25 protein-coding genes and 1 tRNA gene are annotated in these 25,903 nt (G+C 60.5%); 8 read left to right on the top strand and 18 right to left on the bottom strand.

Annotated features, from left to right (window positions below):
- Window positions 1-55 precede the first annotated feature (55 nt).
- Entirely contained in the window at window positions 56-3,184 is a 3,129-nt protein-coding gene (locus ATO7_RS03690) for an efflux RND transporter permease subunit (RefSeq protein ID WP_083559620.1), read from the bottom strand.
- Window positions 3,177-4,409, bottom strand: a complete 1,233-nt coding sequence (locus tag ATO7_RS03695) for an efflux RND transporter periplasmic adaptor subunit (protein WP_083559622.1) — start codon at window positions 4,407-4,409, stop codon at window positions 3,177-3,179. The genes ATO7_RS03690 and ATO7_RS03695 overlap by 8 nt, the downstream gene beginning before the upstream one ends.
- 148 nt (window positions 4,410-4,557) lie before the next feature.
- On the opposite strand from ATO7_RS03695, the gene ATO7_RS03700 reads away from it, so the two are divergent.
- The gene (locus ATO7_RS03700; protein ID WP_083559624.1) at window positions 4,558-5,229 is read left to right on the top strand and encodes a TetR family transcriptional regulator; all 672 of its coding nucleotides are present in this window, start codon (window positions 4,558-4,560) and stop codon (window positions 5,227-5,229) included.
- Here the strand turns inward: ATO7_RS03700 and ATO7_RS03705 are convergent.
- From ATO7_RS03705 to ATO7_RS16895, 3 genes are all read right to left on the bottom strand, one after another.
- Complete coding sequence (locus tag ATO7_RS03705; protein WP_146680128.1) at window positions 5,183-6,808, bottom strand: S8 family serine peptidase; 1,626 nt, start codon at window positions 6,806-6,808, stop codon at window positions 5,183-5,185. The two genes, ATO7_RS03700 and ATO7_RS03705, sit on opposite strands and share 47 nt — an antisense overlap.
- A gap of 115 nt (window positions 6,809-6,923) precedes the next feature.
- Window positions 6,924-9,053 carry a bifunctional 23S rRNA (guanine(2069)-N(7))-methyltransferase RlmK/23S rRNA (guanine(2445)-N(2))-methyltransferase RlmL gene (gene rlmKL / locus ATO7_RS03710; protein WP_083559628.1) on the bottom strand — a complete coding sequence of 710 codons (2,130 nt, stop codon included), beginning with the start codon at window positions 9,051-9,053 and terminating at the stop codon, window positions 6,924-6,926.
- 35 nt (window positions 9,054-9,088) lie between these two features.
- Window positions 9,089-9,364 (bottom strand): hypothetical protein, encoded by a 276-nt coding sequence (locus ATO7_RS16895; protein ID WP_158523021.1) that lies wholly within the window; start codon window positions 9,362-9,364, stop codon window positions 9,089-9,091.
- Between the two features lie 37 nt (window positions 9,365-9,401).
- Here ATO7_RS16895 and ATO7_RS03715 point away from each other — a divergent pair, with 37 nt between their 5' ends.
- Window positions 9,402-9,983, top strand: coding sequence for a DUF2946 family protein (locus tag ATO7_RS03715; RefSeq protein WP_158523022.1), 582 nt, complete (start codon window positions 9,402-9,404; stop codon window positions 9,981-9,983).
- A gap of 102 nt (window positions 9,984-10,085) precedes the next feature.
- A complete protein-coding gene (locus ATO7_RS03720; RefSeq protein ID WP_083559632.1) occupies window positions 10,086-10,829 on the top strand; it encodes an outer membrane beta-barrel protein in 744 nt (247 codons plus the stop codon).
- A 51-nt stretch (window positions 10,830-10,880) separates the two neighbouring features.
- Here ATO7_RS03720 and ATO7_RS16900 read toward each other — a convergent pair whose 3' ends face one another.
- The 4 genes from ATO7_RS16900 to ATO7_RS03735 are packed head-to-tail and all read right to left on the bottom strand — an operon-like array spanning window position 10,881 to window position 13,627.
- Window positions 10,881-11,045: a hypothetical protein gene (locus ATO7_RS16900; protein ID WP_158523023.1), complete on the bottom strand. Its 165-nt coding sequence runs from the start codon at window positions 11,043-11,045 to the stop codon at window positions 10,881-10,883.
- Window positions 11,042-11,530 carry an asparaginase gene (locus ATO7_RS03725; RefSeq protein WP_083559634.1) on the bottom strand — a complete coding sequence of 163 codons (489 nt, stop codon included), beginning with the start codon at window positions 11,528-11,530 and terminating at the stop codon, window positions 11,042-11,044. Before ATO7_RS03725 ends, ATO7_RS16900 begins: the two co-directional genes overlap by 4 nt.
- Window positions 11,531-11,549: 19 nt before the next feature.
- Window positions 11,550-12,857: an adenylate/guanylate cyclase domain-containing protein gene (locus ATO7_RS03730; protein WP_083559635.1), complete on the bottom strand. Its 1,308-nt coding sequence runs from the start codon at window positions 12,855-12,857 to the stop codon at window positions 11,550-11,552.
- The gene (locus tag ATO7_RS03735) at window positions 12,854-13,627 is read right to left on the bottom strand and encodes a sensor histidine kinase (protein WP_158523024.1); all 774 of its coding nucleotides are present in this window, start codon (window positions 13,625-13,627) and stop codon (window positions 12,854-12,856) included. The genes ATO7_RS03730 and ATO7_RS03735 overlap by 4 nt, the downstream gene beginning before the upstream one ends.
- 92 nt (window positions 13,628-13,719) lie before the next feature.
- Between ATO7_RS03735 and ATO7_RS03740 the strand changes: the two genes are divergently transcribed.
- From ATO7_RS03740 to ATO7_RS03760, 5 genes are all read left to right on the top strand, one after another.
- On the top strand, window positions 13,720-15,552 hold the full coding sequence (locus ATO7_RS03740) for an AMP-dependent synthetase/ligase (protein ID WP_083559640.1): 1,833 nt from the start codon (window positions 13,720-13,722) through the stop codon (window positions 15,550-15,552).
- Window positions 15,549-16,166 (top strand): glycerol-3-phosphate acyltransferase, encoded by a 618-nt coding sequence (locus tag ATO7_RS03745; RefSeq protein ID WP_146680129.1) that lies wholly within the window; start codon window positions 15,549-15,551, stop codon window positions 16,164-16,166. The genes ATO7_RS03740 and ATO7_RS03745 overlap by 4 nt, the downstream gene beginning before the upstream one ends.
- Window positions 16,163-17,131: a biotin--[acetyl-CoA-carboxylase] ligase gene (locus tag ATO7_RS03750; protein ID WP_083559642.1), complete on the top strand. Its 969-nt coding sequence runs from the start codon at window positions 16,163-16,165 to the stop codon at window positions 17,129-17,131. Before ATO7_RS03745 ends, ATO7_RS03750 begins: the two co-directional genes overlap by 4 nt.
- Entirely contained in the window at window positions 17,118-17,870 is a 753-nt protein-coding gene (locus ATO7_RS03755) for a type III pantothenate kinase (RefSeq protein WP_083559644.1), read from the top strand. Before ATO7_RS03750 ends, ATO7_RS03755 begins: the two co-directional genes overlap by 14 nt.
- Before the next feature lie 38 nt (window positions 17,871-17,908).
- Window positions 17,909-17,984 (top strand) — tRNA-Thr (locus tag ATO7_RS03760).
- A gap of 22 nt (window positions 17,985-18,006) precedes the next feature.
- Here ATO7_RS03760 and ATO7_RS03765 read toward each other — a convergent pair.
- The 9 genes from ATO7_RS03765 to secY all read right to left on the bottom strand — a co-directional run bounded on the left by ATO7_RS03765 (window position 18,007) and on the right by secY (window position 25,895).
- Window positions 18,007-18,579 carry a hypothetical protein gene (locus tag ATO7_RS03765; protein WP_146680130.1) on the bottom strand — a complete coding sequence of 191 codons (573 nt, stop codon included), beginning with the start codon at window positions 18,577-18,579 and terminating at the stop codon, window positions 18,007-18,009.
- Between the two features lie 73 nt (window positions 18,580-18,652).
- Window positions 18,653-21,322, bottom strand: coding sequence for a DUF1302 domain-containing protein (locus ATO7_RS03770; RefSeq protein WP_083559648.1), 2,670 nt, complete (start codon window positions 21,320-21,322; stop codon window positions 18,653-18,655).
- A 208-nt stretch (window positions 21,323-21,530) separates the two neighbouring features.
- Window positions 21,531-21,917, bottom strand: coding sequence for a 50S ribosomal protein L17 (rplQ, locus tag ATO7_RS03775; protein ID WP_083559650.1), 387 nt, complete (start codon window positions 21,915-21,917; stop codon window positions 21,531-21,533).
- 12 nt (window positions 21,918-21,929) lie between these two features.
- Window positions 21,930-22,922, bottom strand: coding sequence for a DNA-directed RNA polymerase subunit alpha (locus ATO7_RS03780; protein WP_083559652.1), 993 nt, complete (start codon window positions 22,920-22,922; stop codon window positions 21,930-21,932).
- A gap of 40 nt (window positions 22,923-22,962) precedes the next feature.
- Complete coding sequence (gene rpsD / locus ATO7_RS03785) at window positions 22,963-23,586, bottom strand: 30S ribosomal protein S4 (protein ID WP_083559654.1); 624 nt, start codon at window positions 23,584-23,586, stop codon at window positions 22,963-22,965.
- Between the two features lie 9 nt (window positions 23,587-23,595).
- Window positions 23,596-23,988: a 30S ribosomal protein S11 gene (gene rpsK / locus ATO7_RS03790; RefSeq protein ID WP_083559656.1), complete on the bottom strand. Its 393-nt coding sequence runs from the start codon at window positions 23,986-23,988 to the stop codon at window positions 23,596-23,598.
- Between the two features lie 17 nt (window positions 23,989-24,005).
- Window positions 24,006-24,362 carry a 30S ribosomal protein S13 gene (rpsM, locus tag ATO7_RS03795; RefSeq protein ID WP_083559658.1) on the bottom strand — a complete coding sequence of 119 codons (357 nt, stop codon included), beginning with the start codon at window positions 24,360-24,362 and terminating at the stop codon, window positions 24,006-24,008.
- 70 nt (window positions 24,363-24,432) lie between these two features.
- Window positions 24,433-24,549 (bottom strand): 50S ribosomal protein L36, encoded by a 117-nt coding sequence (gene rpmJ / locus ATO7_RS03800; protein WP_083559659.1) that lies wholly within the window; start codon window positions 24,547-24,549, stop codon window positions 24,433-24,435.
- 23 nt (window positions 24,550-24,572) lie between these two features.
- Window positions 24,573-25,895 carry a preprotein translocase subunit SecY gene (secY, locus tag ATO7_RS03805; protein ID WP_083559660.1) on the bottom strand — a complete coding sequence of 441 codons (1,323 nt, stop codon included), beginning with the start codon at window positions 25,893-25,895 and terminating at the stop codon, window positions 24,573-24,575.
- Window positions 25,896-25,903 lie beyond the last annotated feature (8 nt).

The raw sequence follows: 25,903 nt of genomic DNA on the forward strand, positions 1-25,903 counted from the left end.
AAAACGTGGGCCACCTTGGACGGTGGCCCACGCTCAGTTTACCGCGACAGTGGGGTCAACTGCCGGCGGTAACGGGCTGGGTCGTGGGGTTTCGACGGCCAGCCCAGCGGGTCACCAGGAGGTAGAACAGCGGGATGAAGAAAATGGCCAGAAAGGTTGCGGCCAACATCCCGCCAAACACCGCGGAGCCTATCGCCACACGGGCCGCGGCACCCGCGCCGGAGCTCAGCGCGAGCGGGGTTACCCCCAAGGTGAACGCCATCGAGGTCATCAGGATGGGGCGCAAGCGTATGCGTGCCGCCTCCAACACTGCTGACAACATATCTCTGCCCTGCTCCTGCAAATCGCGGGCGAATTCAACAATCAGAATGGCGTTCTTGGCCGCCAGACCGATCGTGGTCAGAATTCCGACCTGGAAAAACACGTCGTTGGTCAGATCGCGACTCAATGCCGCCAGCACCGCGCCCAACACACCCAGCGGCACCACCAGAATCACCGCGAACGGGATGCTCCAGCTTTCATACAGGGCGGCCAGCGACAGAAACACCACGATGATCGAGATCATGTACAGGTACGGCGCCATGGAACCTGATTGCTGCTGCTGCAACGACACCCCGGTCCACTCGAAACCGATGCCCGGCCCCAGCGAAGCCACCAGTGCTTCCATCTCCTGCATGGCCTGACCGGAGCTGTAGCCCTCAGCCGGCTCTCCCAGGATCTGCATCGCCGGCACCCCGTTGTAGCGCTCCAGTCGCGGCGAGCCGTAATCCCAGTGCCCGCTGGCAATGCTGCTGAACGGCACCATGTCGCCATGGCTGTTGCGCAGATACCAGTGACTGAAATCCTCGGGCAACATGCGGTACGGGGCATCACCCTGCAAATACACGCGTTTGACGCGGCCATTGTCGAGAAAATCATTGACGTAGCGTGATCCCCAGGCCACCGACAGCATCTGTCCGATCTCGGCCAGCGGGATGCTCAGCGCGCGTGCTTTTTGGTAGTCGATATCGATGCGGTATTGCGGTGTGTCTTCCTGACCGTTGGCCCGCACTTTGGACAATATGGGACTGTCATTGGCCTTTTTGATCAGGGTGTCGCGCGCCTCACTGAGCGCTTCATGCCCAATGCCACCGCGGTCCTGAAGCTGCAAATCAAAACCGGTGGCGTTGCCCAGGCCTCGCACCAGCGGCAGGTTGAACGCGAAGGCCATGCCGTCCTTGATCTTGGAAAATGGCTCATTGGTGCTATCCAGAATGGCCATGGCGCTTTCCGTCTGCGGATCTCGCTCTTCCCAGGGCTTCAGATTGACGAAGGCCAGGCCGACATTCTGGCCACGCCCGGCAAAGCCGAACCCGGCGATGGTGAAGGCGCCCTCGACACTGTCCAGCGCGGCGTAGTAATCACCCACCTCTCCGACGGTTTTCAGCGTGCGTTCCTGTGTTGCACCCTGTGGCAAAACCACCTGGGTCAGCAGCAGCCCCTGGTCTTCCTCGGGCAGGAACGCCGTCGGCAAGCGCATGAACAGAACCCCCAGTACCGCGATAATCGCGACATAAATCAGGGTGTAGCGGCCGGTGCGCTTTGCGATATGGCTGACCGACGCCTGATAGCCACGCGTGCCTTTGTCCATGCCACGATTGAACCAACCCAACCAGCGTTTCAACGGGCCGTGATCTTCCTCCTGCGGCGGCTTCAGCAAGGTTGCGCAAAGGGCCGGCGTGAACACCAGCGCCACCAGCACCGACAAGGACATGGCGGTGACAATGGTGAGGGAGAACTGACGATAGATCGCGCCGGTGGAACCTGGAAAGAAGGCCATTGGCACGAACACGGCCGAAAGGACCACGCCAATACCAATCAGGGCGCCGGTGATCTGGCCCATGGAACGGCGGGTCGCCTCCAGCGGCGGCAGGCCTTCCTCATGCATGACGCGCTCAACATTCTCAACCACCACAATGGCGTCATCGACCAGCAGACCAATGGCCAGCACCATGCCAAACATGGTCAGCATGTTGATCGAAAACCCGGCCACCGCCATGACGCCGAAGGTGCCGAGCAACACCACCGGCACGGCCAGCGTCGGAATCAGGGTTGCGCGCAGGTTCTGCAGGAACAGCAACATGACCAAAAAGACCAGCAGCACAGCCTCGAACAGAGTCTTGTAGACCTCATGGATGGCGGTGCTGACAAACGGCGTGGTGTCGTAGGGAAAACGCACCTCAACCCCTTCGGGGAAGTAGGCTTCCAGCTCGGCGATGCGCTCGCGCACACGCAGGGCGGTGTCCAGTGCATTGGCCCCCGGCGCCAGATTGATCCCCATGCCGGACGAAGGCTGGCCGGCATAGTAGGACTCGATGCTGTAGTCCTCGGCACCCAGCTCCACCCGGGCAATGTCGCCGAGAGTTACACGCGCGCCATCGCTGTCGGTCTTGATCAGAATGCGGCGGAACTGGTCTGCGGATTCCAGGCGGGTTTGCGCCGTGATGGTGGCATTGAGCTGCTGCCCTTGAATCGCCGGCAGACCACCCAGCTGGCCGACCGTGACCTGAGCGTTCTGCACTTCAATGGCCGAGATCACATCGCCCACGGTGAGCTCGTACTGGGTCAGCCGGGTGGGATTAAGCCAGATGCGCATGGCGTACTGAGCACCGAACAGCTGGGTGGTGCCAACGCCGGTCACACGTCCGATCGGGTCCTGCAGATCGGTGGCGATGAAATCAGCTAGGTCGGTGCGGTCGAGGCGACCGTCGGTTGAAATCAGCGCCAACACCATGAGGAAGTTGGAGTTGGCCTTGACCACCTGCACACCCTGGTCCTGCACGGCCTGCGGCAGACGTGGCTCGGCCAGCTGCAGCTTGTTCTGGACCTGGACCTGCGCGATGTCGGGGTCGGTGCCTGGCTCAAAGGTCAGCGTGATGCGGGCATTGCCGGTGGAATCACTGCTTGAGCCCATGTACAGCAGCCCGTCGACACCGGTCATTTGCTGCTCGATGACCTGGGTCACCGAATTGGTCAGGGTCTGCGCTGACGCCCCGGGGTACTGGGCCCGGACCTCCACCGATGGCGGCGCCACCGTGGGAAAACGCTCGACCGGCAACGAGCGCAAGGCCAGGGCCCCAGCGAGCATGATCACAATGGCGATAACCCAGGCAAAGATGGGCCTATCGATGAAAAAATTAACCATTGCTTGCCTCGGTGGCCGCGCTCAGGCGTGCGCCCTGCTCGCCGGCAGCGGCATACGGCTGAATGCCGGCATCCTCGGTAGTGACTTGATCGCCGGGGCTGACGCGCTGCAGCTGATTGACGATGACCTGATCGCCGGCGGACAGACCCTCGCTGATCAGCCAGAACTGGCCGATGGCTTTGTCGGCCTGCAGCACCCGCTTTTCCACCGAGCCGTCGGCGTTGACCCGCAAGGCCGTCGCCTGGCCCTGCCGATCACGGGTTACGCCCTGTTGCGGCACCAGCAAAGCCTGGGTTTGCACCCCTTCGGTGACACGAGCCTGCACGTACATGCCCGGCAGCAACTGATGATCCGGATTGGGGAAAATCGCACGCAGGGTCACGCTGCCGGTGTCGCGATCCACCGTGACATCAGAGAACTGCAGCTCACCGCTGTGGCTGTATTCCGAACCATCCTCCAGCATCAGTCGCACCTGGGTTCGCCCGGATTCGGCCTGCTGCAAACGCCCTTCGGCCAGCGCCTGACGCAACGCCAGCACCTCGGCCGAAGAGCGCGGAATGTCGACATAAATCGGGTCCAGCTGGGTAATCTGAGCCAGCTCGGCCGATTGATTGGCGGTGACCAGCGCACCTTCGGTGACGAAGGAACGCCCAATCCGGCCATCGATGGAGGCCGCAATGCGGGTGTATTCCAGATCTATGCGCGCCGTTTCCAGACGCGCCCTGGCCAGCTCCACGTCGGCCTTGGCTTCGGCCAGCCGCGCGCGTGCGTCGTCAAATTCCTGCTGACTGACGGCGCCGCTGCCAACCACCTCGCGAATGCGCCGGGTATTGGCTTCAACCGACTGTACCGTGGCCTGCGCCTTGTCCAGCTCCGCCTTGGCCTGCTCGACCTGAGCGCGATACACCTTGTCGTCCAGTTGATACAGCAGCTCACCGGCCTCAACCCGCGCACCCTCTTCAAAGCGCCGCTGCTGGATAACGCCGCCAACCTGCGGGCGCACCTGAGCCACCCGGTAAGGCGTGGTGCGCCCCGGCAGATCGGTGGTGACCTCAACCGCCTGGTTGCGCAGGGTGAACACCCCCACCTGCAACTCCGCCGACTCATCACTCGGCGGCGCTGACGAATCGCTGCAAGCGGTCACGCCGGCGACTGCCAGCAGCAGCAGTGCCGCAGGATGGATATGCGACCGAACGCGGCCACGCGCAATCGGAGAACAGGACATGGGCAAGCATCGGGGGGATCGGACGTGTTACTTTATATACATTCATGAATGTATACAAGCAAATTGACCTGCCCCCGAAGACACGCAACCATGTGGCGCCCGGCACGGTTCTCCCGGTCGGCCCCGGCCGCATGACAAAACACCAAAAATGGCCCGAAAAACCAAAGCCGAAGCGCTGGAAACCCGCAATCTGATTCTTGATACCGCCGAACAGGTGTTTCGCAAGCAAGGGGTGTCGCACACCTCCTTGAACGACATCGCGGCGGCCGCCGGCGTGACACGCGGGGCCATCTATGGCCATTTCCGCAACAAGGTGGATTTGTTCAATCAGATGCACGAACGCATCCACACGCCGATTCAGGCGCTGGCGGATGAGTCGGCCAATCCGGATGAACCGGATCCGCTAGGCCAGCTGCGCAATCTGCTAGTGACGGTGTTGCAGCACACCGTGAGCGATCCGCATCAACAGCGCGTGCTCGACGTGCTGTTCCTGCGTTGCGAACAGATCGAGTGCATGGGCCCGATCATCGAGCTGCACAATCAGTACTACCGGGATGGCGTTGCGCGCACCCAGAGAACTTTGGAAAACGCGATACGGCGCGGGCAATTGCCGAGTCAGCTCGACACTCGCACCGCATCACTGGCCGTGCATGCGTGGATACGCGGCCTGCTCACCAACTGGCTGTTCGCTCCCGACCTGTTCGACCTGGAAGCCCAGGCCGAACAGTTGGTTGACGGGTTTCTGGACAGCCTCAAGCTGAGCACTGCATTTCTCAAGCGCGACGACGGCGTCCCAGCAGTACAAAACCAGCCAGGCTGAACAGCCACAGGCCCAAAGCGCCACCACCGCGCACGCCAGCATCACCACGCGCACCACCGGACTGCGGCGGCTCATCGCTGTTGCCGTCGCCCGAGGCCTCATCCAGCATGCCCGGCGCCGCCAGCACCGCGGCCAGCGCATCAATACGACCGCTGCCGAAGACATTGCTCTTTTCGCCCTCGGCCGTGCCGCCACAGTTTTCTTCGGTCTGCAGCGGAATAGCAGTGCTTTCGATGATCTGACGGATCAGCGCAACCTGGCCGCGCAGCGACGGCTCGGCCGAAATCAGCAATGCCACCAGGCCTGCAACATGCGGCCCGGCCATGCTGGTTCCGGAATACGCGGCATATTCTCCATCGATGGTGGATGACAGCACCCCAACCCCGGGCGCCGTCACATCCGGCTTGGTGCGCATGGACAGATCCGACAGCACCGGACCGCGACTGGAAAAGCTCGCCATCTGGTCTTCGAAATCGCTCGCCCCGACGGTGAAGCTGCTCTCGTAGATGGCCAGCGGGAACAACAAGGTGTAGCAGCTCAGGTCTTCGCCCTGGCCATCGTTACCGGCGGAAACAACCTGCACGATGCCGGCCGCCTCGGTGGCTTCATTGGCAGCCTTGAGAATGTCAGGCGGGCAGGCCTCGACACAGCCCCAGGAATTGTTGATCACATCAGGCGCTTGGCTCGGGTCGGCCATGTCCGGCTCACCTGCCGGGTACGGCGCTACAAACCACTGCATGCAATCCAGATAGGTCGGCAACGTGCCCACCCCGACCACCGGATCAAGCAGCGAACGACAGGCCATCCATTGCGCTTCGGGCGCCATGCCGATGCGCATGCCGGCTCCATCATCCCCAACCATGGTGCCGGTGGTGTGGGTGCCATGGCCATGCGAATCGCAGGGCACCGCCGGATCACTGCAGAACGGATCCAGCGCACCGAACGCGTTGTGCCAGTTGTAGCTGTGGTCGGCATTCAGACCATCCCAACCACGGTACTGCCGGATCAGCGCCGGGTGCTCCCATTCCACGCCGATGTCGTGATCACCCACCACCACGCCCTGGCCACGAATACCCAGATCCCAGACCGCCGGAGCGCCAACCAGTTGAATCCCTGGTTCGATGCTCATCTCAAGCTCGTCTTCGTCCTTGGGCGTCATCGGCGCCGGCGCCTGACTGAAATCCGGCTTGGCCACGGCATGGATGGCAGCCACACCCGGCAATGCGGCGAGCTGACGCAGCACAGGCGCAGCCGCGTCCAAATGCACCACATTGGCCAGCCAGTACGACTGGTATGACACACCCGCGGCCTCGAGCACACTGCGAACCGGCGCCTGCGTGCTCTGCGCATGCGTCTTCAGGCGCGAGACCACGAACGCCCCCTTGGCCGCCTTATCGCGGATTGCGGCGGCGCCGGACAGATCGGCCTGATCACGCATTTCCACCACCACGCTGACCGCACCAGTGCTGGCGCGCTCAAGCAATTGCGGCGTCATTTTGTTGTCGTCTGCGGATGCTGCCCCTGCCCACACCAGAGCGCCGGCCAGCAGGGCTGCTCCCCACGGCATTGTTTTCGTCACGGTTTTCCCCAAAGTCTTGTCGTGATGCGCCGGTCATGGCGCGTGCTGACTACACGCAGCAATCCGCTGAAACGTTCCCTGCGCGGCGGTTGCAGATGGGGAGACCGCAGCGCACTCAGGCGCGCTGTATGCGATAGCAGTAGTGGATGCGCGGTCGCCGTTTGAAGTCCTCGGGCAAGGTGGCCGCCGTGATGTCACGGATGACCAGATCGCTCAGCGCCGCCTCGTCCAGCTTGAAACGGCGGAAATTGTTGGAGAAGAACAGCTCGCCTCCAGGCCGCAACAAGGTCACCGCCTGGCGGATCAGGCTCACATGATCGCGCTGGATATCGAGCGTATCCTGCATGCGCTTGGAGCGCGAAAAGGTCGGCGGATCCATGAAGATCAAACCATAGCGTTTGCTCGCCGGGTCCTTGGCCTGTTCGGCCAGCCAGTGCAGACAATCGGCCTGCACGAACTGGTGCTGATTGCCGTGCAGGCCGTTGAGCAGCAGATTGCGCTTGGCCCACGACAGATAGGTGCGCGACATGTCCACCGTGGTGCTCGACTTGGCCCCACCTGCAACCATGTGCAGCGTGGCAACACCGGTGTAGGCGAACAGGTTCAGCACGTGCCGGTCCGGGGCTTGGCGTCCGAGCTCCGCACGCACGCTGCGATGATCAAGAAACAGGCCGGTGTCGAGGTAATCGGTGAAGTTGACCAGCAACTTCAACCCGCCTTCCTGGACCACGTGGAAATCACCATCGCGCCCCAGCTTTTCATATTGCGCCTGACCACGCTGGCGTTGGCGCGTCTTCACCACCACACGCTGCGGCGGCAGGTCCAGCACCCGCCGCACACCATCAACGACCTGCTGCAAACGCTCGGCAGCAACCGCGTCAGGCAGCTTGGCCGGCGCCGCATATTCCTGGATGACGGCCCACAACGCATCGCCGTGATACAGATCGACTGCGGCCGCATATTCGGGCAAATCAGCATCGTAGAGGCGATAGCAATCGACCCCTTCGCGCAATGCCCAGCGACGCAGATGCTTGTGATTCTTGCCCAAGCGATTGATCAGATCGGGGGCCGGCTCGACGGTCGGCTCAGCAAGCGTTTCCGCCACGGGCTGGCGCGGCGCCGGCGACGCCGCGAGGGGTCGCGTATGCGTGCTCAGGTCGAACAGCTGAACCTGCATATAGCGTTTGCCGCGACTGACTTTCAGCACCTGCTGCGCCTTGCCACGCCAGGCCCGCCCCTGGGTTTCGCCGGACTCGCTGCGGTGTACCACCTGCCAACCCTCAAAACGGCTGCGCGCAGCATGCTCGACCGCGGCCTGCTGGGCACTGTCATCACGCGACGGGCAGACCAGCAAAACACCGCTGGCGGCTGGCGGCTTCATCTTCCAGGCGCCCTGATCATGCCACTGCACCCAGGCTTCAAGACCGAGGGCTTTGGCGTGTCGACGCGCCCGCCCCAAACGCTTGAGATCGGGCTCGTAGACATGGATGCGCGGATGCTGCTCATCCGGTGCGGCGTGCTGGGCCTGACGCGCCTCGTCGCACAGGCGCTGCCATCGCGCCGGTACATGGCCGAGCCAGCCAGCAAAACCGAAATCATGTTTGAGCAAGCCGGGCGCGGCCGCCGAGGCGCGCATTGCCGCCTGGGCGATGACATCCACATGGGCGGCTCCGGCGATCACCACGTCGGCCGGCCACTGCTTGAGCACGCCCAGCACCAGCGCCGCATCAATGCCATCGCCCACGGCGCCGGAAGGTGTTTCGGCCTTCCACACGCCGGTAAGGTCAGTGGCCAGCTGGACCGACTGACGGTGCACGAACAGATCAATGCGCAGATCCGGGCTGCGCATCCGAATCGACGGGCGCTGATCAAAGCGCGCGCGAAACTGATCAACAATGGCATCCTTGGCCCGCAAGGCCGCGAAATGCGGCTTGCCCAGCTCGGTGTCACGCAACTTGGCATCAATGCGCAGGGTACCGTCCACCGCCAGGTGCTCCGACCAGTCGACCTGCTGCACCCCGGCATACAGCTCATCCGGGGTGCGCGCCTGAAAACGCCCGAGTATCAGCAGCAAACGCTGATGCAACGCCGAATACAGGCACACCCGGTAAGCCACATCCGCCGCCGTACTGCTGAACGCCACACCACCACGGGTGGGCTGCGGATCATCCACACCCAGGCGCGCCAGCTCAGCCGCGAGCAGCTGCTCAGCACCACGTGGACAGGTTGCGAAATATTCAGACATGGCGCGCACAAAGCGGGGAACAGCGCCTAGTGTAGTCAACGGCACAGGCTATGGCTGAACGTCAGAGGTTGATTGCCACGTTGATAATAGAAATCCTGGCACCGGCACGCGGCCTGGCCACGCGCGTCAACCTCGCAATCGCTGGGGCAACGCATGAACTTCTCGCCACCCACACAGACAATTCTCAGCGGTGCAGGCGTTGGCCCGACAGGGGTGGCTGCGCCAGGCCGCCAGCGCCCGTCCGGCCACAGCAAGACCACCAGCACAAGTGCCGCAATGGCCATCCAGCGCAGCCCCCAGCGTATCTTCACGGTCTACAATACAAGGCCAGCACACAGCCCTCCGGTTATGGACGAACGCGTCAAACGCGCCCTGCAGCAATGGCCTAACGTACCCGATGTCTACGGCTGGCTCAGCCTGACCCGACGCGGCCAGTGGCTGCTGCGCAATGAATCTGTGACCAACCCCAACCTGATTGCGTTCATCAACCGCAATTACGGCCCGCTCGATGACGGTGGCTACGCCTTCCAGAATGGTCCGCAACGGGTGCATGTGGCTCTCGAAGCCACACCGTGGATTGCGCGCATCGCCCAGCCCGAGGCGGACAGACTAGCGTTGGAAGACCATACCGGGCAGCCGCTGGATGTCATTGAGCGCTTCTGGATCAGCGCAGATGGCGATGTCATCGCGCAAACTGCGCGCGGCCCTGCACTGGTTCACGATCAGGACCTGATGGCGCTGACCCGCTGGTTGCGCGACAAGGACGGCCACAGCCTCTCCGACGAAGCCCTGCCTGAGGTGCTGGACAAGCCTGAAAACGCAGGTCTGACGGTGCTTTTGGGCAAAGACCCTATTGCGGTGAAGCATCTGGGCAACACCACGTTGACCGCCCACTTCGGCTTTGAAGCGCAGCCACAAAAACCGGCCTGACCAACTTAGCCCCACGTACGTCAAGTGCAGTATTGCCAAGGTCACAGGACTGCCGCATAGTCAGCGGACCATTTCTCCTCCCAACCACAAACGGATTTGACCATGTTCAAACACACTGTGGCCGCCGCTGCATTGCTGGCGAGCGGCAGCGCACTGGCCGCCGATGACGCGATTCTGTTCAACAGCCTCAACGCCCGTTACATCGACTCCGAGCTGGGCAATTTGAGCGGTGACGGATACGGCATCGACCTCAACGTTGCTTTGACCGAATACCTGTTCGCAACGGTGGATTACTCCACCCGCACCTTTGACGACTCCACCGGCGATGCCGACCTGGAATTCTTCTCAGGCGGTCTGGGCATGAACTTTGCCCTTAACGAAGCGCGCACCGTGCAGCTCTACGCTGCTGCAACCTGGGAACAGATTGACCTCGACGTGGCCACCTCCGCCGGTGGCGGCGATGGCGGCGACGGTGGCGGTAACGCACTGTGCGACAGCCCGCTGGGCGGTTTGCTCGGTTTGCTGGGCATTTGCGACGCCATGGCCGGACAAACCACCTCCAAGGCCCTGGTCCTGCCGTCCAATGGCCGCACCGACGGCTACGGTCTGACCGGCGGCATCCGTGCCCTGGTCTTCGACAATCTCGAAGTCAACGCGCAATACAAGTACCGCGAATACGACAGCGACGAAGAGACCCTGTACGGCGCTGGCGTGGGCTACAACTTCGGTAACTGGGTCGTGTTGGCCCGCTACGAAAGCTACGAAGAACTGGATCTCGACGAGTGGAGCGTGGGTGTGGGCTACACCTTCGGCAAAACCGCCGGCGATTCCGGCAGCATCTGGTAAACCCCAAGACGTAAAAAAACCCCAGCCGGTTCAGCCCGCTGGGGTTTTTTCTTACCAGCGATCGCTGTCTTCGTCGTCATCATCCCAGCGTCGCAGTTTGGCCGGGTCAATGTCACGCTCACGCCGCGACAGTATCTGCAGCAGGCGGTAAGCGGTCACGAAGGTGCCGGCCAGGAACAGGCCGATCAGCAGCAAGACCAGCAAAAACGTGCTCACTGGCTTGCTTCGAAACGGCCCTCGGCCCGATTTTTGACGCTTTTGCGCGGGTCAAAAACCTGGCCGTTCATGGCCACATAAACGCCGGCCGGGTGGCTCATCGCCACGCCCAGCGCAAATCCGACATTGAAAACCGCATCGGTGATGCGAAAACGCGCCGGCTGCATGGCGCCGGTCAGCACCACGGTTTTATCCGCGCAATCGCCCAGAGCCAGAGCGGTATCGATCATGGTGTCGGTGCCGTGGGTAATCAGTATGCGCTGATGGCTATCCTGCTGGACTGCCTCACGAACTCGTGCACGGTCCTCGTCGGTCATTTCCAGACTGTCTTTGCGCAGCAGGGACTGGACCTCAAAACTCAAGGTCACACCGGCTTCCTGCAGTATCGGTTCGATCTGCGGATCGCCGATCTGAAAATCACTTTTGGCGTCGTAGTACACCTTGTCGATGGTGCCACCGGTGGTAAAAATCTTGATGTCGCTCATGCCTGGGCTCAATACGGGTTCACAAGGCGGGCAAAAGCCAGGTCTGGACCGGCTCTACAAAACCTTTCAGGCGCATCAGCTCGCCGCTGACAAAACGCCCCTGGTCCTCAACCTGGGCCAGTGTGTCGTCATCACACAGAATCTCGCCCGGCGCGGCATTCTGGCACAGCCGTGCCGCTAGATTGACCGCGCGACCTACCGCCACGTATTCCAGTCGCTGCTGTCCGATCACCCCGACGCTGACCTGCCCGCTGGCCACGCCGACGCCCAGCCCCAGGGCAATCCCGCGCTGTGCAAAAAGCTGTTCACAACGCCGACGGATACACGCCGCCATATGCAACGCCTGACGCGCATGCCCATCCACCGGCAGCGGGGCGCCGAGCAGCAACAACACGCCATCGCCTGCGTAATCCTTGATGGTAGCGCCGTGGGCCGCCGCTTCGATACCGACCTGATCATAGAAATCCTGCAGCACGGCGATCACTTCGGCGGAATCCCGATTGGACGCGAAATCGGTGTAACCACGCAGATCGCAGGCCACCGCGGCCACCGGCAGCTTCTGCTGCTGCATGGCCCGGACCAGCCCGTCACGACGCACCAGTTCGGCCACCGATGGCGACAGGAAGCGACGCAGAAACTGGCCACGCTGACCCTGCAGCACGTGGTACTGCACCGCCGCGATCAGAAACACCATCAAACCCAGCGCCGAACTGAACGACGCCAGCGGCGGCGGCAGCAACAAGCCGGCCGCGATCAGGGGAGCAGCCATGGCGATGCCGCCCAGCCGCACCACCTCAGCATGATCGGGCTTGCGATTGAGGGTGATCAGTGTGCCGTCAATCACGCACAGCACGGCCAGCACAAAGGGTGTGGCAAACAGCCAGAACTCGGGTTGGGCAACCCATCCCGGCCGGCCCAGAGCACCCAGAAAATACTCCGCACGCAAATCGTTAAACCACATACCCAACAGGGCATAGATCACGGCAAAAACCTGGGCCATACGGAATTGCAAGTCACCAAAGCGGGTACGCAAGGCACCGGCCGGCACGGTGCGTCGAATGCGCAATATCCATTCCGCACCAAAAATCATGCTCAAGGCGCTGGCGCAGGGCGCCAGATAAGACATCCAGGGCAAGTCTTGCGGCGCGTAAGGACGCACGAACGTCACATTCAGAAAGATCGCTGCGCCGATGCTGAGCAGAAACGCCGACAGCATGCGCGTGGTCAACGAGCGCGCATCGGCGACCAAAAAGGCCACCCCCATACCCAGTGCAATGATCACGCAGACCAGCGCGGAGCTGTCCACATTGACCAGCACGCCGCTCACGTCGCGGTGTCGCCCTGCCCGGCCGGCAGGGTGAAGCTGAAACAGGCGCCCTGCCCGGCACTGGACTGCACATCGATGGTCCCGCCATGCCGTTCGATAATGCGCTGGCAGGTGGCGAGACCAATACCGGTGCCCTCAATCTCATCACGCGCATGTAAACGACTGAACATCTGGAAGATGCGCTGCTGATGTTCCGGCGCAATCCCCATACCGTTGTCCTCGACACGGATACGCCACAGGCCAGCTTCACGCTGGGCGCTGATTTTCACCAGGGGCCGCTGATCCGAGCGGTATTTCAGTGCATTGGCGATAAGGTTCTGGAATACCCGGGCCATTTGCATCGCGTCAATCTGCGCCTGCGGCAGCGGCCCGACCTCGATTTCGGCATCGTTGTCGGCGATGAGTTGGGCCAGATTCTGCAGCGCCCGATCCACAGCCGGACGCAAACTCTGGACTTCGGCATCCAGCGCCTGCGCGCGTGAAAATTCCAGCAGGTTGTCGATCAACTGACGCATCCGCACAGTCGCATCCAGCGCCGTACTGAGGTAATCATGCGCCGCATCGTCGAGTTGCGCGCCATACCGGCGACGCAGCAACCCCAGGTAATTGGCCACGATGCGCAGCGGTTCCTTGAGATCATGCGAGGCTACGAAAGCGAACTGCTCCATCTCCTGGCGCTGACTTTCAGCCGCCAGCTTTTCGGCCGCCAACTGATCACGCAGCGCCTGAATTTGCGCCAGCAATTCGGTCTCGCGCGCGTCGTCGCCCAATCCTCGCTCCTGCACCTTTATCCCGTCAGCAACATTAGCAGAACCGGTGCGTGGACAGTTGTTACAATTCGCCATTCCGGCAGGCCCAGACTATGAGCGACAAACCCAAGCAGCTCGACATCTCCAAGATTCATACCCTGGTTGATCTGTTCCAGGCCCGGGTGGCGGCCTCACCAGGTCAACCCGCGTATCGGCAATATCTGCCGGGTTTGAATCGTTGGCACAGCTACACCTGGAATGATCTGGCCAGTCGGGTGAATGCCTGGTCGGCTTCGCTCGCCAACGAGCAGCTGGAACCCGGCGAGCGCATCGCCATCATGGCCAGCAACCGGCCGGATTGGATCGCCGCCGACATCGCCGCGCAAAGCTTGGGGCTGGTGGTGGTGGCGCTGTTCAGTGAAGACACCGCCGGCAGCGCCGGCTCCACGCTGGAGCATGCCGGGGCAAGCCTGCTGGTGGTCGAAGATCCGCAGTGGTGGCAGGCCATCAGCGCCAATCATGCGCTGCCTCAGATCAGGCGCGTGGTCGCGCTCAAACCGGCCTCCGGATACAACGACGATGAGCGCGTCATCGCGCTGTCCAACTGGCTGGACCAGACCGGCGCAGCACCGCGCAGCCGCCACCCGATCCAGGCCGACGATCTGGCCGTGATCTGCTACACCTCGGGGACCTCAGGCCAGCCCAAAGGCGTGATGCTCAGCCATCGCAACATACTCAGCAATGTCAAAGCCTGTCACCAGGTGATTCCCATGGTGGCCGGCGATATCGCGCTGTCTTTTCTGCCGCTGGCGCATATGTTTGAGCGCACAGCCGGCTACTACCATGCGATCCTGGCCGGCGCCGAGGTCGCCTTCAACCGCGATATCAAGCATCTGACCGACGATCTGCGCGAAGTGCGCCCGACCGTGCTGGTCTCGGTGCCACGCGTGTTCGAACGCTTCTACACCATGATCCAGCGTCGCGTGAAAAAACGCCCATGGTTGCTGCGCGTGATGTTCGATCTGGCCCGCGATGCGGGCTGGCGCCACTTTCTGTACGAACAGAAGCGCGGCCCGCGCCCGCCGCTGGATCACCTGGGGCAAATGCTGGCCCGTCAATTCGGAAAAAGCGTGCTCGATGCCCTGGGTGGCCGCGTGCGCCTGGCCGTATCCGGCGGCGCACCGCTGTCGCCGGAGATCGCCAAAACCTTTATCGGACTCGGCCTGCCTATCGTTCAGGGCTACGGTCTGACCGAAGCTTCACCGGTGGTCAGCACCAACCATCCCGACGACAACGATCCGGAAAGCGTGGGCCTACCGCTGCCCGGGGTGGAAACGCGGCGCGGCAGCAACGGCGAACTGCAGGTGCGCGGCCCCAACGTGATGCTTGGCTACTGGCACGATGACGAAGCCACGGCCGCCGTGCTCAGCGCCGACGGCTGGCTGAGTACCGGCGACAAAATCAGCCGCTTGCACAGCGACCGCCTTTATGTGGTCGGGCGTATCAAGGAGCTGATCGTCATGTCGAATGGCGAGAAAGCCGCACCGGCCCTGCTGGAGCAGGAACTGATGCTCGACGAACTGGTCGAGCAGGTGATTGTGATCGGCGAAGCGCGACCGTTCCTGACCGCCCTGATCGTGCCCAATCAGGTGGCCCTGGACGAGTTCTGTCAGACCCAGGGCATGCACCAGAATGATCCGGATCTTCTGCCCGCCCTGCTCGCCCGGCTCAAGCAGGATCTCGACAACCACCCGCGTTTTGCCCAGATTCATCGGGTGGCGCTGCTCGACGAGCCGTGGACCACCGACAACCACATGCTCACCCCAACCCACAAACCACGTCGGCGGCACATTCTGCAACGCTACGCCGAGCGCATCGATGCGCTGTATCGCGGCCACTTCTCGCCCGACGATACGGCGCTCAACTATCACGTGGATATCGGATGAGCGTGCTCGCACTGCTGCTCGCCGCCCTGCTCGGCAGCCTGCTCGGCGGGCAGATTGTCGGCCACCTGCGCGGCCTCGACCTACGCCGCAGCGGTAGCGGCAATCTGGGCGCCACCAACGCCCTGCGCAGCGGCGGCATCAAGATGGGGCTGATCGTGCTGCTCATAGACGCCGGCAAGGCCTGGCTGGCCGCGGCCGGCTTGCCGCAACTGGTCGAGCAGGCGCCGATCTGGCTGCCCTGGGCCTGCGGCAGCCTTGCCGTGCTCGGCCATATCTACTCACCGTGGGCCGGATTCAAAGGCGGCAAAGGCGTGGCCTGCGGCCTGGGTGCGTGCGCAGCCTTGCTCCCGATCGCCCTGCTATGGGGACTGGGCGGTTTTGTCATCGTGCTGGTGCTGAGCGGCTACGTCAGTCTCAGCGTGCTCACGGCGACGGTACTGATAACCCTCAAGGTAGCCTGTTTTTCTGCAGCAGGCCTATGGTCATTGCCGGGCGCATTTGCGCTGGGCATGCTGCTGCTGCTGAGCTGGACCCACCGCGAAAACCTGCAGCGCCTGCTGCGCGGCAACGAAAACCGCTTTGAAAAGGTCATGCTGATCAAACCCCGCTCATGACGCCAGATGATCCGCAACTGATCCTGCTGCACCAACTGGCCGATGGCGAGTGGGTCTCTGGCGCCGATCTGGCACAGACCCTGGGCATCAGCCGCGAAGCCGTCTCCAAACGCGTTCGGCGCCTGTCCGAGTGGCAGCTCGAGGTGGCCTCGCAAAGCGGGCGTGGCTACCAACTGGGCCCCGCCATTGAACTGCTCGACGGGGCAAACATACTTGCAGGCCTGAGAGCCGCCGGCCATGGGGCGTGCGACGTCCGTATTCTGACGAGTGTGGACTCCAGCAACCGCTGGCTGGCCGAGCACGGCGACAATCACATGCTGTGCCTGACCGAACATCAGAGCGCAGGCCGTGGCCGACGGGGCCGCCATTGGCACTCGCCCTTTGGGCAGAACCTGTATTTGTCGCTGCGTGTTGATTTCAATCAATGGCCTGAAAAATTGCCGGCCCTGGGTCTGGTGCTCGGTGTAGCGATCTGCGAGCGGCTGGCGCGATTCAACATCCCCATGCAGTTGAAGTGGCCCAACGACCTGTATCTGAGCGGCAAGAAATGTGGCGGCCTGCTGATCGAACAACGCGGCGAGCTGCACGGTACAGGCACCTTGATCATCGGGCTGGGCTTGAATGTCGCCATGCGCGACGAGCAGGCCATAGACCAGCATTGGACCAGCTTGGCACTGCAGGGCCATGCCATCAGTCGCAATGCTTTGGCGGTGGCCGTTGCCGATACGTTGCTGCACGAGTGCCGAGAACTCGACAACCAACGCATCAGCATGCGCCTGAGTCAATTTTCCGCGCACGACGTTTACCGCGATGCTGCAGTACAAATCGAAAGCGCCCAGGGCATCATTCCGGGTCAGACGCTGGGCATTGATGAATGGGGCCGACTCAGATTGCTCACCGATCGCGGCGAGCAGCTTTTCAGCGTCGGTGATGTCAGCCTGAGAGCTTCGCATGTTGCTGATTGATCTTGGTAATTCGCGCTTGAAGTGGCGCCAATGGGACGGCCAGACCCTGAGCCCAGTGGAGACCGTTCCCCATCAGGACGGCCAACTTGGCAGCGCCTTTGCAGTTCACCTGAGTGCGCTCTCCAATAGCCACAAAGCCAGCGTATCCTGCGTGGCCCGACCTCAATTGCGCGATGCACTCGAACGCGCACTTGACCATGCTGATATTGAATCCGAGTGGCCTGCTTCACCGGCTCACGGCCTGGGCCTGAGCAACAGCTACAGCCAACCCGAACGCCTCGGCGTCGACCGCTTTCTCGCACTGGCCGCGGCTTACTCGGTCGCGGGCAGCGCATGCTGCGTTATTGATGTGGGCACGGCAACCACGGTGGACTTATGCGACGATCAAGGCATCCACCAAGGCGGCCTGATTGCACCGGGCCCCGTGCCGCTCAGCCAGGCACTCAGCCAGCAAACCGCCCTGCCCAGAGCTGCCGATCAAATGCCCTCGCAACTCGGTTGGGCCACCAACACCGAGCAGGCCTTGCAACTCGGAGCTTTGCATACAGCCTGTGGTTTGATCGAACGCTCCTTCAAACTCGCGCAGATTCAATTGGGCTGTGAATATGCGTGGTTGACTGGTGGAGGCGCCGCTTGGTTGGCACCCTACCTCGACATCCCATTGAAACGCGATGATGATCTGGTTTTTCGAGGTCTCATCCTGCACCAGCAAGAGACACACGGCCTTGATCCGTTATAATGCCGCCCCGCGAGAACAGCGGGCCTGATTGAACATACGCCGGCATAGCACAATTGGTAGTGCAACTGTTTTGTAAACAGTAGGTTGGGGGTTCGAGTCCCTCTGCCGGCACCAGTTTCTGGTGCCGCCCGACCAGTCAGCTGTGAAAGTCGCCGGCAACCATGTGCCAGATTTCGTGCCCGACCACGACGGATTCCAGTTCGTCGTAGCTGACTGTCAGCCCCACCAGCCCAAGCAGGCGATCGGGCAAAACGACAGCGAGATTTGCCCATTCCTGGTAGCAACCACCGACAAACTGCTGACCGCAGTCGTCTACGTCTGCATCGTAATCAATCCGAACCAGCTCATCGAGAAAGATGCCATAGTGGCTTGGCAGGCTGAGCAATGTAGGCGCCCGGCCTGACAGGCATTGCGCCACTGCGTCGCCAATATGCTGAAAAACAGGTGCTTGGTCCGGCCAGATAGTGCCCGCCAACTCCGCCGCACCAGGCGGATAAATACCGATCACACAGGCACCGTCAAAGATTCCCGCATTCGCCAGATATCCGACATTCAGGATTTTGACTGAAAGCGCGCTCCAGCCTCTGTCCTGAGCAATATCCGCGATGGCGTCCGCGCTATTACCGCTGCCGCCGCATGCACACAGGCCGCAAACAAGCGCCACTGTTGCAAGCCATTGTCGTGAAATACCCATACCCGCGCGGTGCAAGCCACGGGCCGCAACATCTCAGCCAAAAATGAAAAGGCCCGCTCGTGCGGGCCTTGGATGCGTGTTCGCCTGTTTAGAACTGGTAGCGCACGTAGAACTGCGCCTGGTCCCTGTCGCGCATCAGGTTCTGCGAACCACCCCCTGTCCACCACGTGTAACCGGGGAAAAAGGCCCAATTATTCTTGTAGCGAATCTCGAAGTTGATCGAGAAGTTCTTGCGCCCCTCGACAAAATTCTCACCCGGACCGGGTGAAATCCCCTCAACATCGTGCGCCAGGATAATGAACGGCTGCAGACTGATACCCGGGGCAATCGATTCGTAACGCAGCAAACTGATGATGCGGTAACCCCAGGAGAAGTCGGATGCGTACTTGTTGGTTTCCTGCTGGGGATTAAAACGCAGACCATCGGTGCCCGCCACGCAAATGCCGGTCAAACAGCCCGGATGATCCTGACGGATCTGTTGCGGTGACAAACTGGTATCTGCCGGGTCCACCGTGTCGGTATCCACCACGCCGGCACTGGCATGGCGATGCGTGCCAGGTGCATCAATCTGATACAACCAGCGCTCGGGCGGGTTGAGAATCTGATTGGCCCCGACTTCAAAGAACAAAATAACCTGATCCGCACCGATCGGGTTGGCCGTTTTCCCCAGAATATAGGTCGCGCCCAGGTTGTACTGCAGGGACTTCACGTGTTCCCAACCGCGGATGTAGCCCCCAGGATCATTCTCCCCGACCGTGACACCACGATAACTGGTGATATACGACGGGAAAGACCGTTGTACCGAAGGCGCATCGCCCCCGTTGCCCGTTGTGGAGCCCGTCGCGGGAATTAGATTGAACGTATTCGGACCAGACTGAGACAACAGCCCGGTCGGGTCTGCACATGTCGCACCGGCATAATCCGGGTGCACGGCACGGTGACAACTCGTCAGCGTCGGGCCCAGTGCAGCAAATGTCAGATCTTCCAGATCCACCTGCACTGGCATATTGGGCCGATAGGCAATCTCACCCTGGAAGGACAAGTCACCCGCTGTGGTGTTGAAACTCATCCCGTAGACCTTGAGGTTCTCAGGATACTCCAGACCAAACTCTACCTCGTCCAGCGGAACGGCATCGGTGACAGGTCCGGTCCCAATCAGCTGCAACCCGTTGGATAAATCCACCGGCAAACCGAGCTGCTGTGTGACGTTGGTGATCGGCCCGAGCACACTGCCGGTCAGGTTCTGAATGACCCCGCCAACCGGATCGAGCAAAAGATTATCCAACCCCAGGGCATCCAACGGAATCAGAGCGCCCTGCCCGGCCAGAATTTGTTCCGCCAAAGGCAGATTCGGGCAGGCCAAAAGCAAGGTCGGCAAGTTGACCGCATCCACGCCAAGATTGGCGCCGGTGGGCTCGCCATTCGCCCCATCGTTGGGATGCGTCCGCGCACAGGACAAATCTGAACCCCAGAAGCTCGCATACGGCAGCTTCGAATGGTAGTTCATGAAATAGAAGCCGAAATCGGTACCGTTGTTGAAGTCCGACGCGTAGTACTTGAACGCGACACCAAACTGGCCGCTGTCCGACGGCGTATTGTCGGGCCGGCGCAAAATCGTGGTGCTGGAATCCGTCAGCGCAGACAGCGGGTTATTCAGCGGAGAACCGACCCGTGTTGGGTCCTCTGCCGGACCACCAAAACTGATGCTCGCGGTGTTGCCACCGGCATTCTCGGTGCCCGAATCCACCGTCGAATAAAAACCGCCCGGTGCCTGAGCAACCACCGTTTCCCACTCATACTGATAGTAGGCCTCAATCGACAGATTGTCGGTCAAGCCGGTACTCGCGTAGATCATGCCCACCGGGGTGAACACCTCCTCGGGTACGAAACCGGTGCGGAACAAATTGTTCGCGTTGACCGGGTTGGCCTGGTTGAGCGAATTGATAACCAAAATCGTGGATTCGCCCCAGGATATGCTCTGCCGCCCAACTTTGACGCTTAATTCGCGGTCCCCAATAAAGGGGAAATAGCCGTAGAAATACGCATCCATCAGTTGGAAATCGCTGCCGATCTGTTCAAGAACAGCCGAATCGGAGCGCTTTGAATAATGCGGCCCTGGTGCGCCACCGTAGGTATTGGAGGAAATCGGCAAGCCGGCAATCGCCGGCGGCTCCAGCCCAGGATCGCCCGGACGCAGTCGATTGGGATGGTACTCGTCAAAGTCGTTATTGACGAAATCATAGAAATACAGCCAACGACCAAAGAAACCATAGTCGTTGTAGGTCAAACTCAAATCCTGAGTGACCTTGAACGGCGCCTGAACCATATCGTATCGATCATAGTTCCAGTTGCCATCGTCGAAATTGGGCGAGAACTGGCCTATCCCACCAATGCCATCCAGCGGGCCCTGGCCAATATCGTCGGCAATACCGGACAAGGCCTGTGCCGGAAGAATATCGTTCTGATTGATACCCTGACAGGAATGAAAGTTGACCTCCTCGCCACGGGCAGCGACAAACCGGGTACCACACAAGCTTGGAAGTTGATTGGCTTTGCCGAGCAGATCGCTGGCCCGGTTCTGCATACGCCAGGCGGCACCAAGCGTAGCAGAGGTGTTCAACACGCCGCTCAGGCCATCGCCAATGTCGACTTCAAACTGCACCGCGTGCGCAGCGCCCAGCGGCCCCACCGCGAGCACTGCAAAAAGCGCAGCACGTCCCCATTGCCGCATCGCCAACGGCGCATTCGACATCTGCATATTGTCTCTCCCCAAATATTTTTACTGACCCGCTTACACGGTTATCAGGCGCACACCTCATTGTAATGAAAATTTTCAGCGTGCCAATCTACTTAATATTGCGCCAACTCTTTGAATTATTTAGCCCCCACCACCAGAGCGCTGGCGACGGACAAAAAAAAGCCCCGATCTAATCGGGGCTTTTCGTATTTATTAGCGAGCGCGAAGCTTACTCCGCTGCGGCCTCACCGCCTTCTACCGGGCGATCAACCAGCTCGACGTAAGCCATCGGAGCATTGTCACCACGACGGAAGCCAGCTTTAAGAATGCGCAGGTAACCGCCATTGCGATCCTTGTAGCGCGGGCCAAGTTCATTGAACAACTTACCCACCACTTCCTTGTTACGCAGACGCGAGAACACCAGGCGACGATTGGCCACGGAGTCTTCGCGGGCGCGGGTGATCAGCGGCTCGGCTACACGGCGCAACTCTTTTGCGCGCGGCAGAGTGGTTTTGATCAGTTCGTGCTCGACCAGCGAATTGGTCAGATTCTGCAGCATCGCTTTGCGATGCGATGATTCACGCCCGAGCTGACGGCCGGAATTACGATGACGCATGACGTTTAGTCCTCAAGCCTTGGCTTCGCTGCTCGGCGAAGTCCAGCTGTCCAGTTCCATGCCCAGGCTCAGACCTTGCTGCTCCAGGACATCCTTGATTTCATTGAGCGACTTCTTACCGAGGTTCGGCGTCTTCATCAACTCAACTTCAGTACGCTGGACCAAATCGCCCACGTAGTAGATGTTTTCCGCTTTCAGGCAGTTGGCCGAACGCACGGTCAACTCCAGCTCATCAATCGGCCGCATCAGCGCCGGATTGACTTCTTCACTGGGACCAGCTTCCGGCTGCGGTGCTGCAGCTTCTTCATCGAGATCAACGAATACGGTCAACTGATCGCGCAGAATGCCAGCGGCAACACGAACAGCCTCGCCCGGTGCGATGCCACCATTGGTGTGCACGTCGAGAATCAGCTTGTCCAGATTGGTCCGCTGTTCAACACGCGCTGCATCCACACTGTAGCTGACGCGACGAACCGGACTGTAGGAAGCGTCCAGACGCAGCCCACTGACCAAATCCGTTTCTTCTTCGCTCATGCTGGCACGGCTCGCCGCAGGAACATAACCACGACCACGTGTAACGGTCAGCGTCATGTCCAGGCTTCCACCGGTCAGATTGGCCAGATGCAGATCCGGATTGACGATCTCCACATCATGATCAAGCTGAATGTCGCCAGCCGTCACCGCACCATCGCCGGACTTCTTCAGCGTCAGCTTGGCTTCTTCACGCGCATTCATGCGCACAGCGACGTTCTTCAGGTTCAGCAGAATGTCGAGGACATCTTCCTGAACACCTTCAATGGTGGAGTACTCATGCACAACACCGTCAATTTCCACCTGGGTGATTGCCGCACCGGGGATCGACGACAGCATGATCCGGCGCAGGGCGTTGCCCAGGGTGTGACCGAAACCGCGTTCCAGCGGTTCCAGCACGATTTTCGCGCGGTTGGGGCCGAGTTCTTCGACTTCAACCAGGCGGGGTTTCAAAAGTTCGGAAACGCCACTCATGCGTTCACCTCTTGCTCTGCATCCAGGGAATTGTCAGCGTTTACTTGGAGTAAAGCTCGACAACAAGATTTTCGTTGATGTCTTCAAGGAACTGGTCACGATCCGGTATCGACTTGAACGTGCCTTCCAGTTTCTTTTCGTCGACTTCAACCCAATCCTTCAGACCAACCTGCGTGGCCACATCCAGCGCATCTTTAATGCGAATCTGGTTCTTAGCACGCTCACGCACGGACACGATGTCACCAGCGCTGACCTGATAGGACGGAATATTCACGGTCTGACCATTTACGCTGATGGCTTTGTGATTCACCAGCTGACGCGCCTCGGCACGCGTGGCGGCAAAGCCCATACGGTAAACGACGTTGTCAAGACGACGCTCAAGCATCTGCAGCAGCAACGCGCCGGTGGCGCCCTTCTGCTGGGCTGCTTTCTTGTAGTAGTTACGGAACTGACGCTCCAGCACGCCATACATCTGGCGCAGCTTCTGCTTCTCACGCAACTGCAAGCCGTAGTCAGACAGCCGGGCGCCACGACGCGCACCATGCTGACCCGGAGGAGCGTCAATGCGGCACTTGCCTTCCAGGCTACGACCGCGGCTCTTCAGAAACAGGTCGGTGCCAGCGCGACGCGCTTGCTTACACTTAGGACCGGTGTACTTCGCCATGATATTTCCTTAGACCCGACGACGCTTGGGCGGACGGCAACCGTTATGCGGAATCGGCGTCACGTCCGTGATGTTGGTGATACGAAAACCGTTGGCATTGAGCGAACGAATCGCGGATTCACGCCCCGGGCCAGGGCCCTTTACGCGAACTTCCAGATTTTTCACCCCATGTTCAGCGGCTACGGTGCCAGCCTTCTCGGCGGCGACCTGGGCAGCGAACGGCGTGCTCTTGCGCGAACCCTTGAACCCACTGCCACCACTGGTCGCCCAAGCCAAAGCATTGCCCTGACGATCGGTGATCATAATGATGGTGTTGTTGAAGGTTGCGTGAATATGCGCAATCCCTTCAGGGATGTTTTTCTTGACGCGTTTTTTAGTGCGCGCAGATTTTGGCTGAGCCATTCCTTATACCCTGTGAATCACTTACGAATCGGACGACGCGGACCCTTGCGGGTACGAGCATTCGTCTGAGTCTGCTGGCCGCGAACGGGCAGCCCACGACGATGACGCAGGCCGCGATAGCAACCCAGGTCCATCAATCGTTTGATGTTCATTGACACTTCCCGACGCAGATCACCTTCGACGTCGTACTGGCCTACGCCAGCGCGCAGCGCTTCCAGTTCTGCATCGGTCAGATCCTTGATCTTGGCCGACGGTGCAATGTTGCTGTCTGCACAGATCTTGGCAGCACGGGTCGCCCCAATACCGTAGATCGACTGCAGTGCAATCACCGTATGTTTGTTAGCCGGTACGTTTACACCCGCGATACGCGCCATCTTAAACCCTCCGAGCCGCGAAAACGCGAGAAATCAAACCAGACATTTTAACGTGAGTCATACTCTCAACTCAACCTTGACGTTGCTTGTGACGGGGGTCGGTGCTGCAGATCACGCGCACCGTGCCCTGGCGCCGAACTACTTTGCAGTTGCGGCACATCTTTTTGACTGAAGCACGAACTTTCATGTGTATTCTCCTGCAGGCCGCGACTAGCGCGGAACCCCTGCCTTGCCAGATCCTTTCAGATTGGCCTTTTTCAACAAGCCGTCATACTGGTGCGACATCATGTGCGCTTGCAGCTGCGCCATGAAATCCATCACCACCACGACGATGATCAGCAGCGACGTGCCGCCGAAATAAAACGGTACGTTCCACTCCAGAATCAGGAATTCCGGCAGCAGACATACAGCTGTGATGTACGCAGCACCGCTCACCGTCAAACGTGTCAACACCTTATCGATGTAGGACGCGGTCTGGCGACCGGGGCGTACGCCCGGTACAAATGCACCGGAACGCTTCAGGTTATCCGCGGTTTCCTTCGAATCGAAAACAATCGCGGTGTAAAAGAAGCAGAAAAACACGATCAGTAGCGCGTACAACAGCACGTACAACGGCTGACCAGGCGACAGCGTATTGGCCACGGTTTGAACCAGGCCGCCACCCTCTTCACCGAAGAAGCGAACCATCGAAGCCGGGAACAGAATCAGGCTCGAGGCAAAAATTGGAGGAATCACACCCGACATATTCAGCTTCAGAGGCAAATGCTGCGTCTGAGCCGAGTAGCCGCGGCGCCCCATCTGCCGGCGCGCATGGTGAATCGGGATACGCCGCTGGGCACGTTCTACATAAACCACGAACGCGGTCACCAGCAATGCGAGCACCAGAATCGCCAGAACCTGCCAGCCTTGAATCGAACCGTCACTCACCAGCTGGGCTGTACCGCCCAAGGCTGACGGCAGGCCGGCCACAATGCTGGCGAAGATGATGATCGAAATACCGTTGCCGATACCACGCTCAGAAATCTGCTCACCCAGCCACATCAGGAACATCGTGCCGGTGACCAGCGAAATCGTCGCGGTGAAGACGAAACCCGGCCCCGGGTTAATCGCAATGCCGTTCGACTGCAACGCAATCGTCGCCCCGATCGCCTGGAAGGTTGCCAAAGCAAGCGTGCCGTAGCGCGTGTACTTGGTGATGCGTCGACGACCCGCTTCACCCTCTTTACGCATTTCCTTGAGCTGAGGAATTACCGCGGTCATCAACTGCATAATGATCGATGCAGAGATGTACGGCATGATCCCCAGCGCAAACAGGGACAAACGCTCAAGCGCACCACCGGTGAACATGACACCGAGATCCAAAATGGTCCCGCGCTGCTGTTCAAACAGGGCTTCCAGCTGGACAGGGTCGATCCCCGGCACCGGAATAAACGTTCCGATCCGATAGACCAGCAGAGCACCAAGCACGAACAGAATGCGATTACGCAGTTCTTGCAGGCGTCCGAAATCTGGGAGTGGGCCCTGATTTGCCATGTGTCGTC

It is taken from the genome of Oceanococcus atlanticus (assembly GCF_002088235.1).
Lineage (GTDB): Bacteria > Pseudomonadota > Gammaproteobacteria > Nevskiales > Oceanococcaceae > Oceanococcus > Oceanococcus atlanticus.

Excerpts from the sequence above, each read along its gene's own strand:
- ATO7_RS03690 (WP_083559620.1), bottom strand. The coding sequence starts at position 3,184 with ATGGTTAATTTTTTCATCGATAGGCCCATCTTTGCCTGGGTTATCGCC.
- ATO7_RS03695 (WP_083559622.1), bottom strand. The coding sequence starts at position 4,409 with ATGTCCTGTTCTCCGATTGCGCGTGGCCGCGTTCGGTCGCATATCCAT.
- ATO7_RS03700 (WP_083559624.1), top strand. The coding sequence starts at position 4,558 with ATGGCCCGAAAAACCAAAGCCGAAGCGCTGGAAACCCGCAATCTGATT.
- rlmKL (WP_083559628.1), bottom strand. The coding sequence starts at position 9,053 with ATGTCTGAATATTTCGCAACCTGTCCACGTGGTGCTGAGCAGCTGCTC.
- ATO7_RS03715 (WP_158523022.1), top strand. The coding sequence starts at position 9,402 with ATGGACGAACGCGTCAAACGCGCCCTGCAGCAATGGCCTAACGTACCC.
- ATO7_RS03720 (WP_083559632.1), top strand. The coding sequence starts at position 10,086 with ATGTTCAAACACACTGTGGCCGCCGCTGCATTGCTGGCGAGCGGCAGC.
- ATO7_RS03725 (WP_083559634.1), bottom strand. The coding sequence starts at position 11,530 with ATGAGCGACATCAAGATTTTTACCACCGGTGGCACCATCGACAAGGTG.
- ATO7_RS03740 (WP_083559640.1), top strand. The coding sequence starts at position 13,720 with ATGAGCGACAAACCCAAGCAGCTCGACATCTCCAAGATTCATACCCTG.
- ATO7_RS03745 (WP_146680129.1), top strand. The coding sequence starts at position 15,549 with ATGAGCGTGCTCGCACTGCTGCTCGCCGCCCTGCTCGGCAGCCTGCTC.
- ATO7_RS03750 (WP_083559642.1), top strand. The coding sequence starts at position 16,163 with ATGACGCCAGATGATCCGCAACTGATCCTGCTGCACCAACTGGCCGAT.
- ATO7_RS03755 (WP_083559644.1), top strand. The coding sequence starts at position 17,118 with ATGTTGCTGATTGATCTTGGTAATTCGCGCTTGAAGTGGCGCCAATGG.
- ATO7_RS03770 (WP_083559648.1), bottom strand. The coding sequence starts at position 21,322 with ATGCAGATGTCGAATGCGCCGTTGGCGATGCGGCAATGGGGACGTGCT.
- rplQ (WP_083559650.1), bottom strand. The coding sequence starts at position 21,917 with ATGCGTCATCGTAATTCCGGCCGTCAGCTCGGGCGTGAATCATCGCAT.
- ATO7_RS03780 (WP_083559652.1), bottom strand. The coding sequence starts at position 22,922 with ATGAGTGGCGTTTCCGAACTTTTGAAACCCCGCCTGGTTGAAGTCGAA.
- rpsD (WP_083559654.1), bottom strand. The coding sequence starts at position 23,586 with ATGGCGAAGTACACCGGTCCTAAGTGTAAGCAAGCGCGTCGCGCTGGC.
- rpsK (WP_083559656.1), bottom strand. The coding sequence starts at position 23,988 with ATGGCTCAGCCAAAATCTGCGCGCACTAAAAAACGCGTCAAGAAAAAC.
- rpsM (WP_083559658.1), bottom strand. The coding sequence starts at position 24,362 with ATGGCGCGTATCGCGGGTGTAAACGTACCGGCTAACAAACATACGGTG.
- rpmJ (WP_083559659.1), bottom strand. The coding sequence starts at position 24,549 with ATGAAAGTTCGTGCTTCAGTCAAAAAGATGTGCCGCAACTGCAAAGTA.
- secY (WP_083559660.1), bottom strand. The coding sequence starts at position 25,895 with ATGGCAAATCAGGGCCCACTCCCAGATTTCGGACGCCTGCAAGAACTG.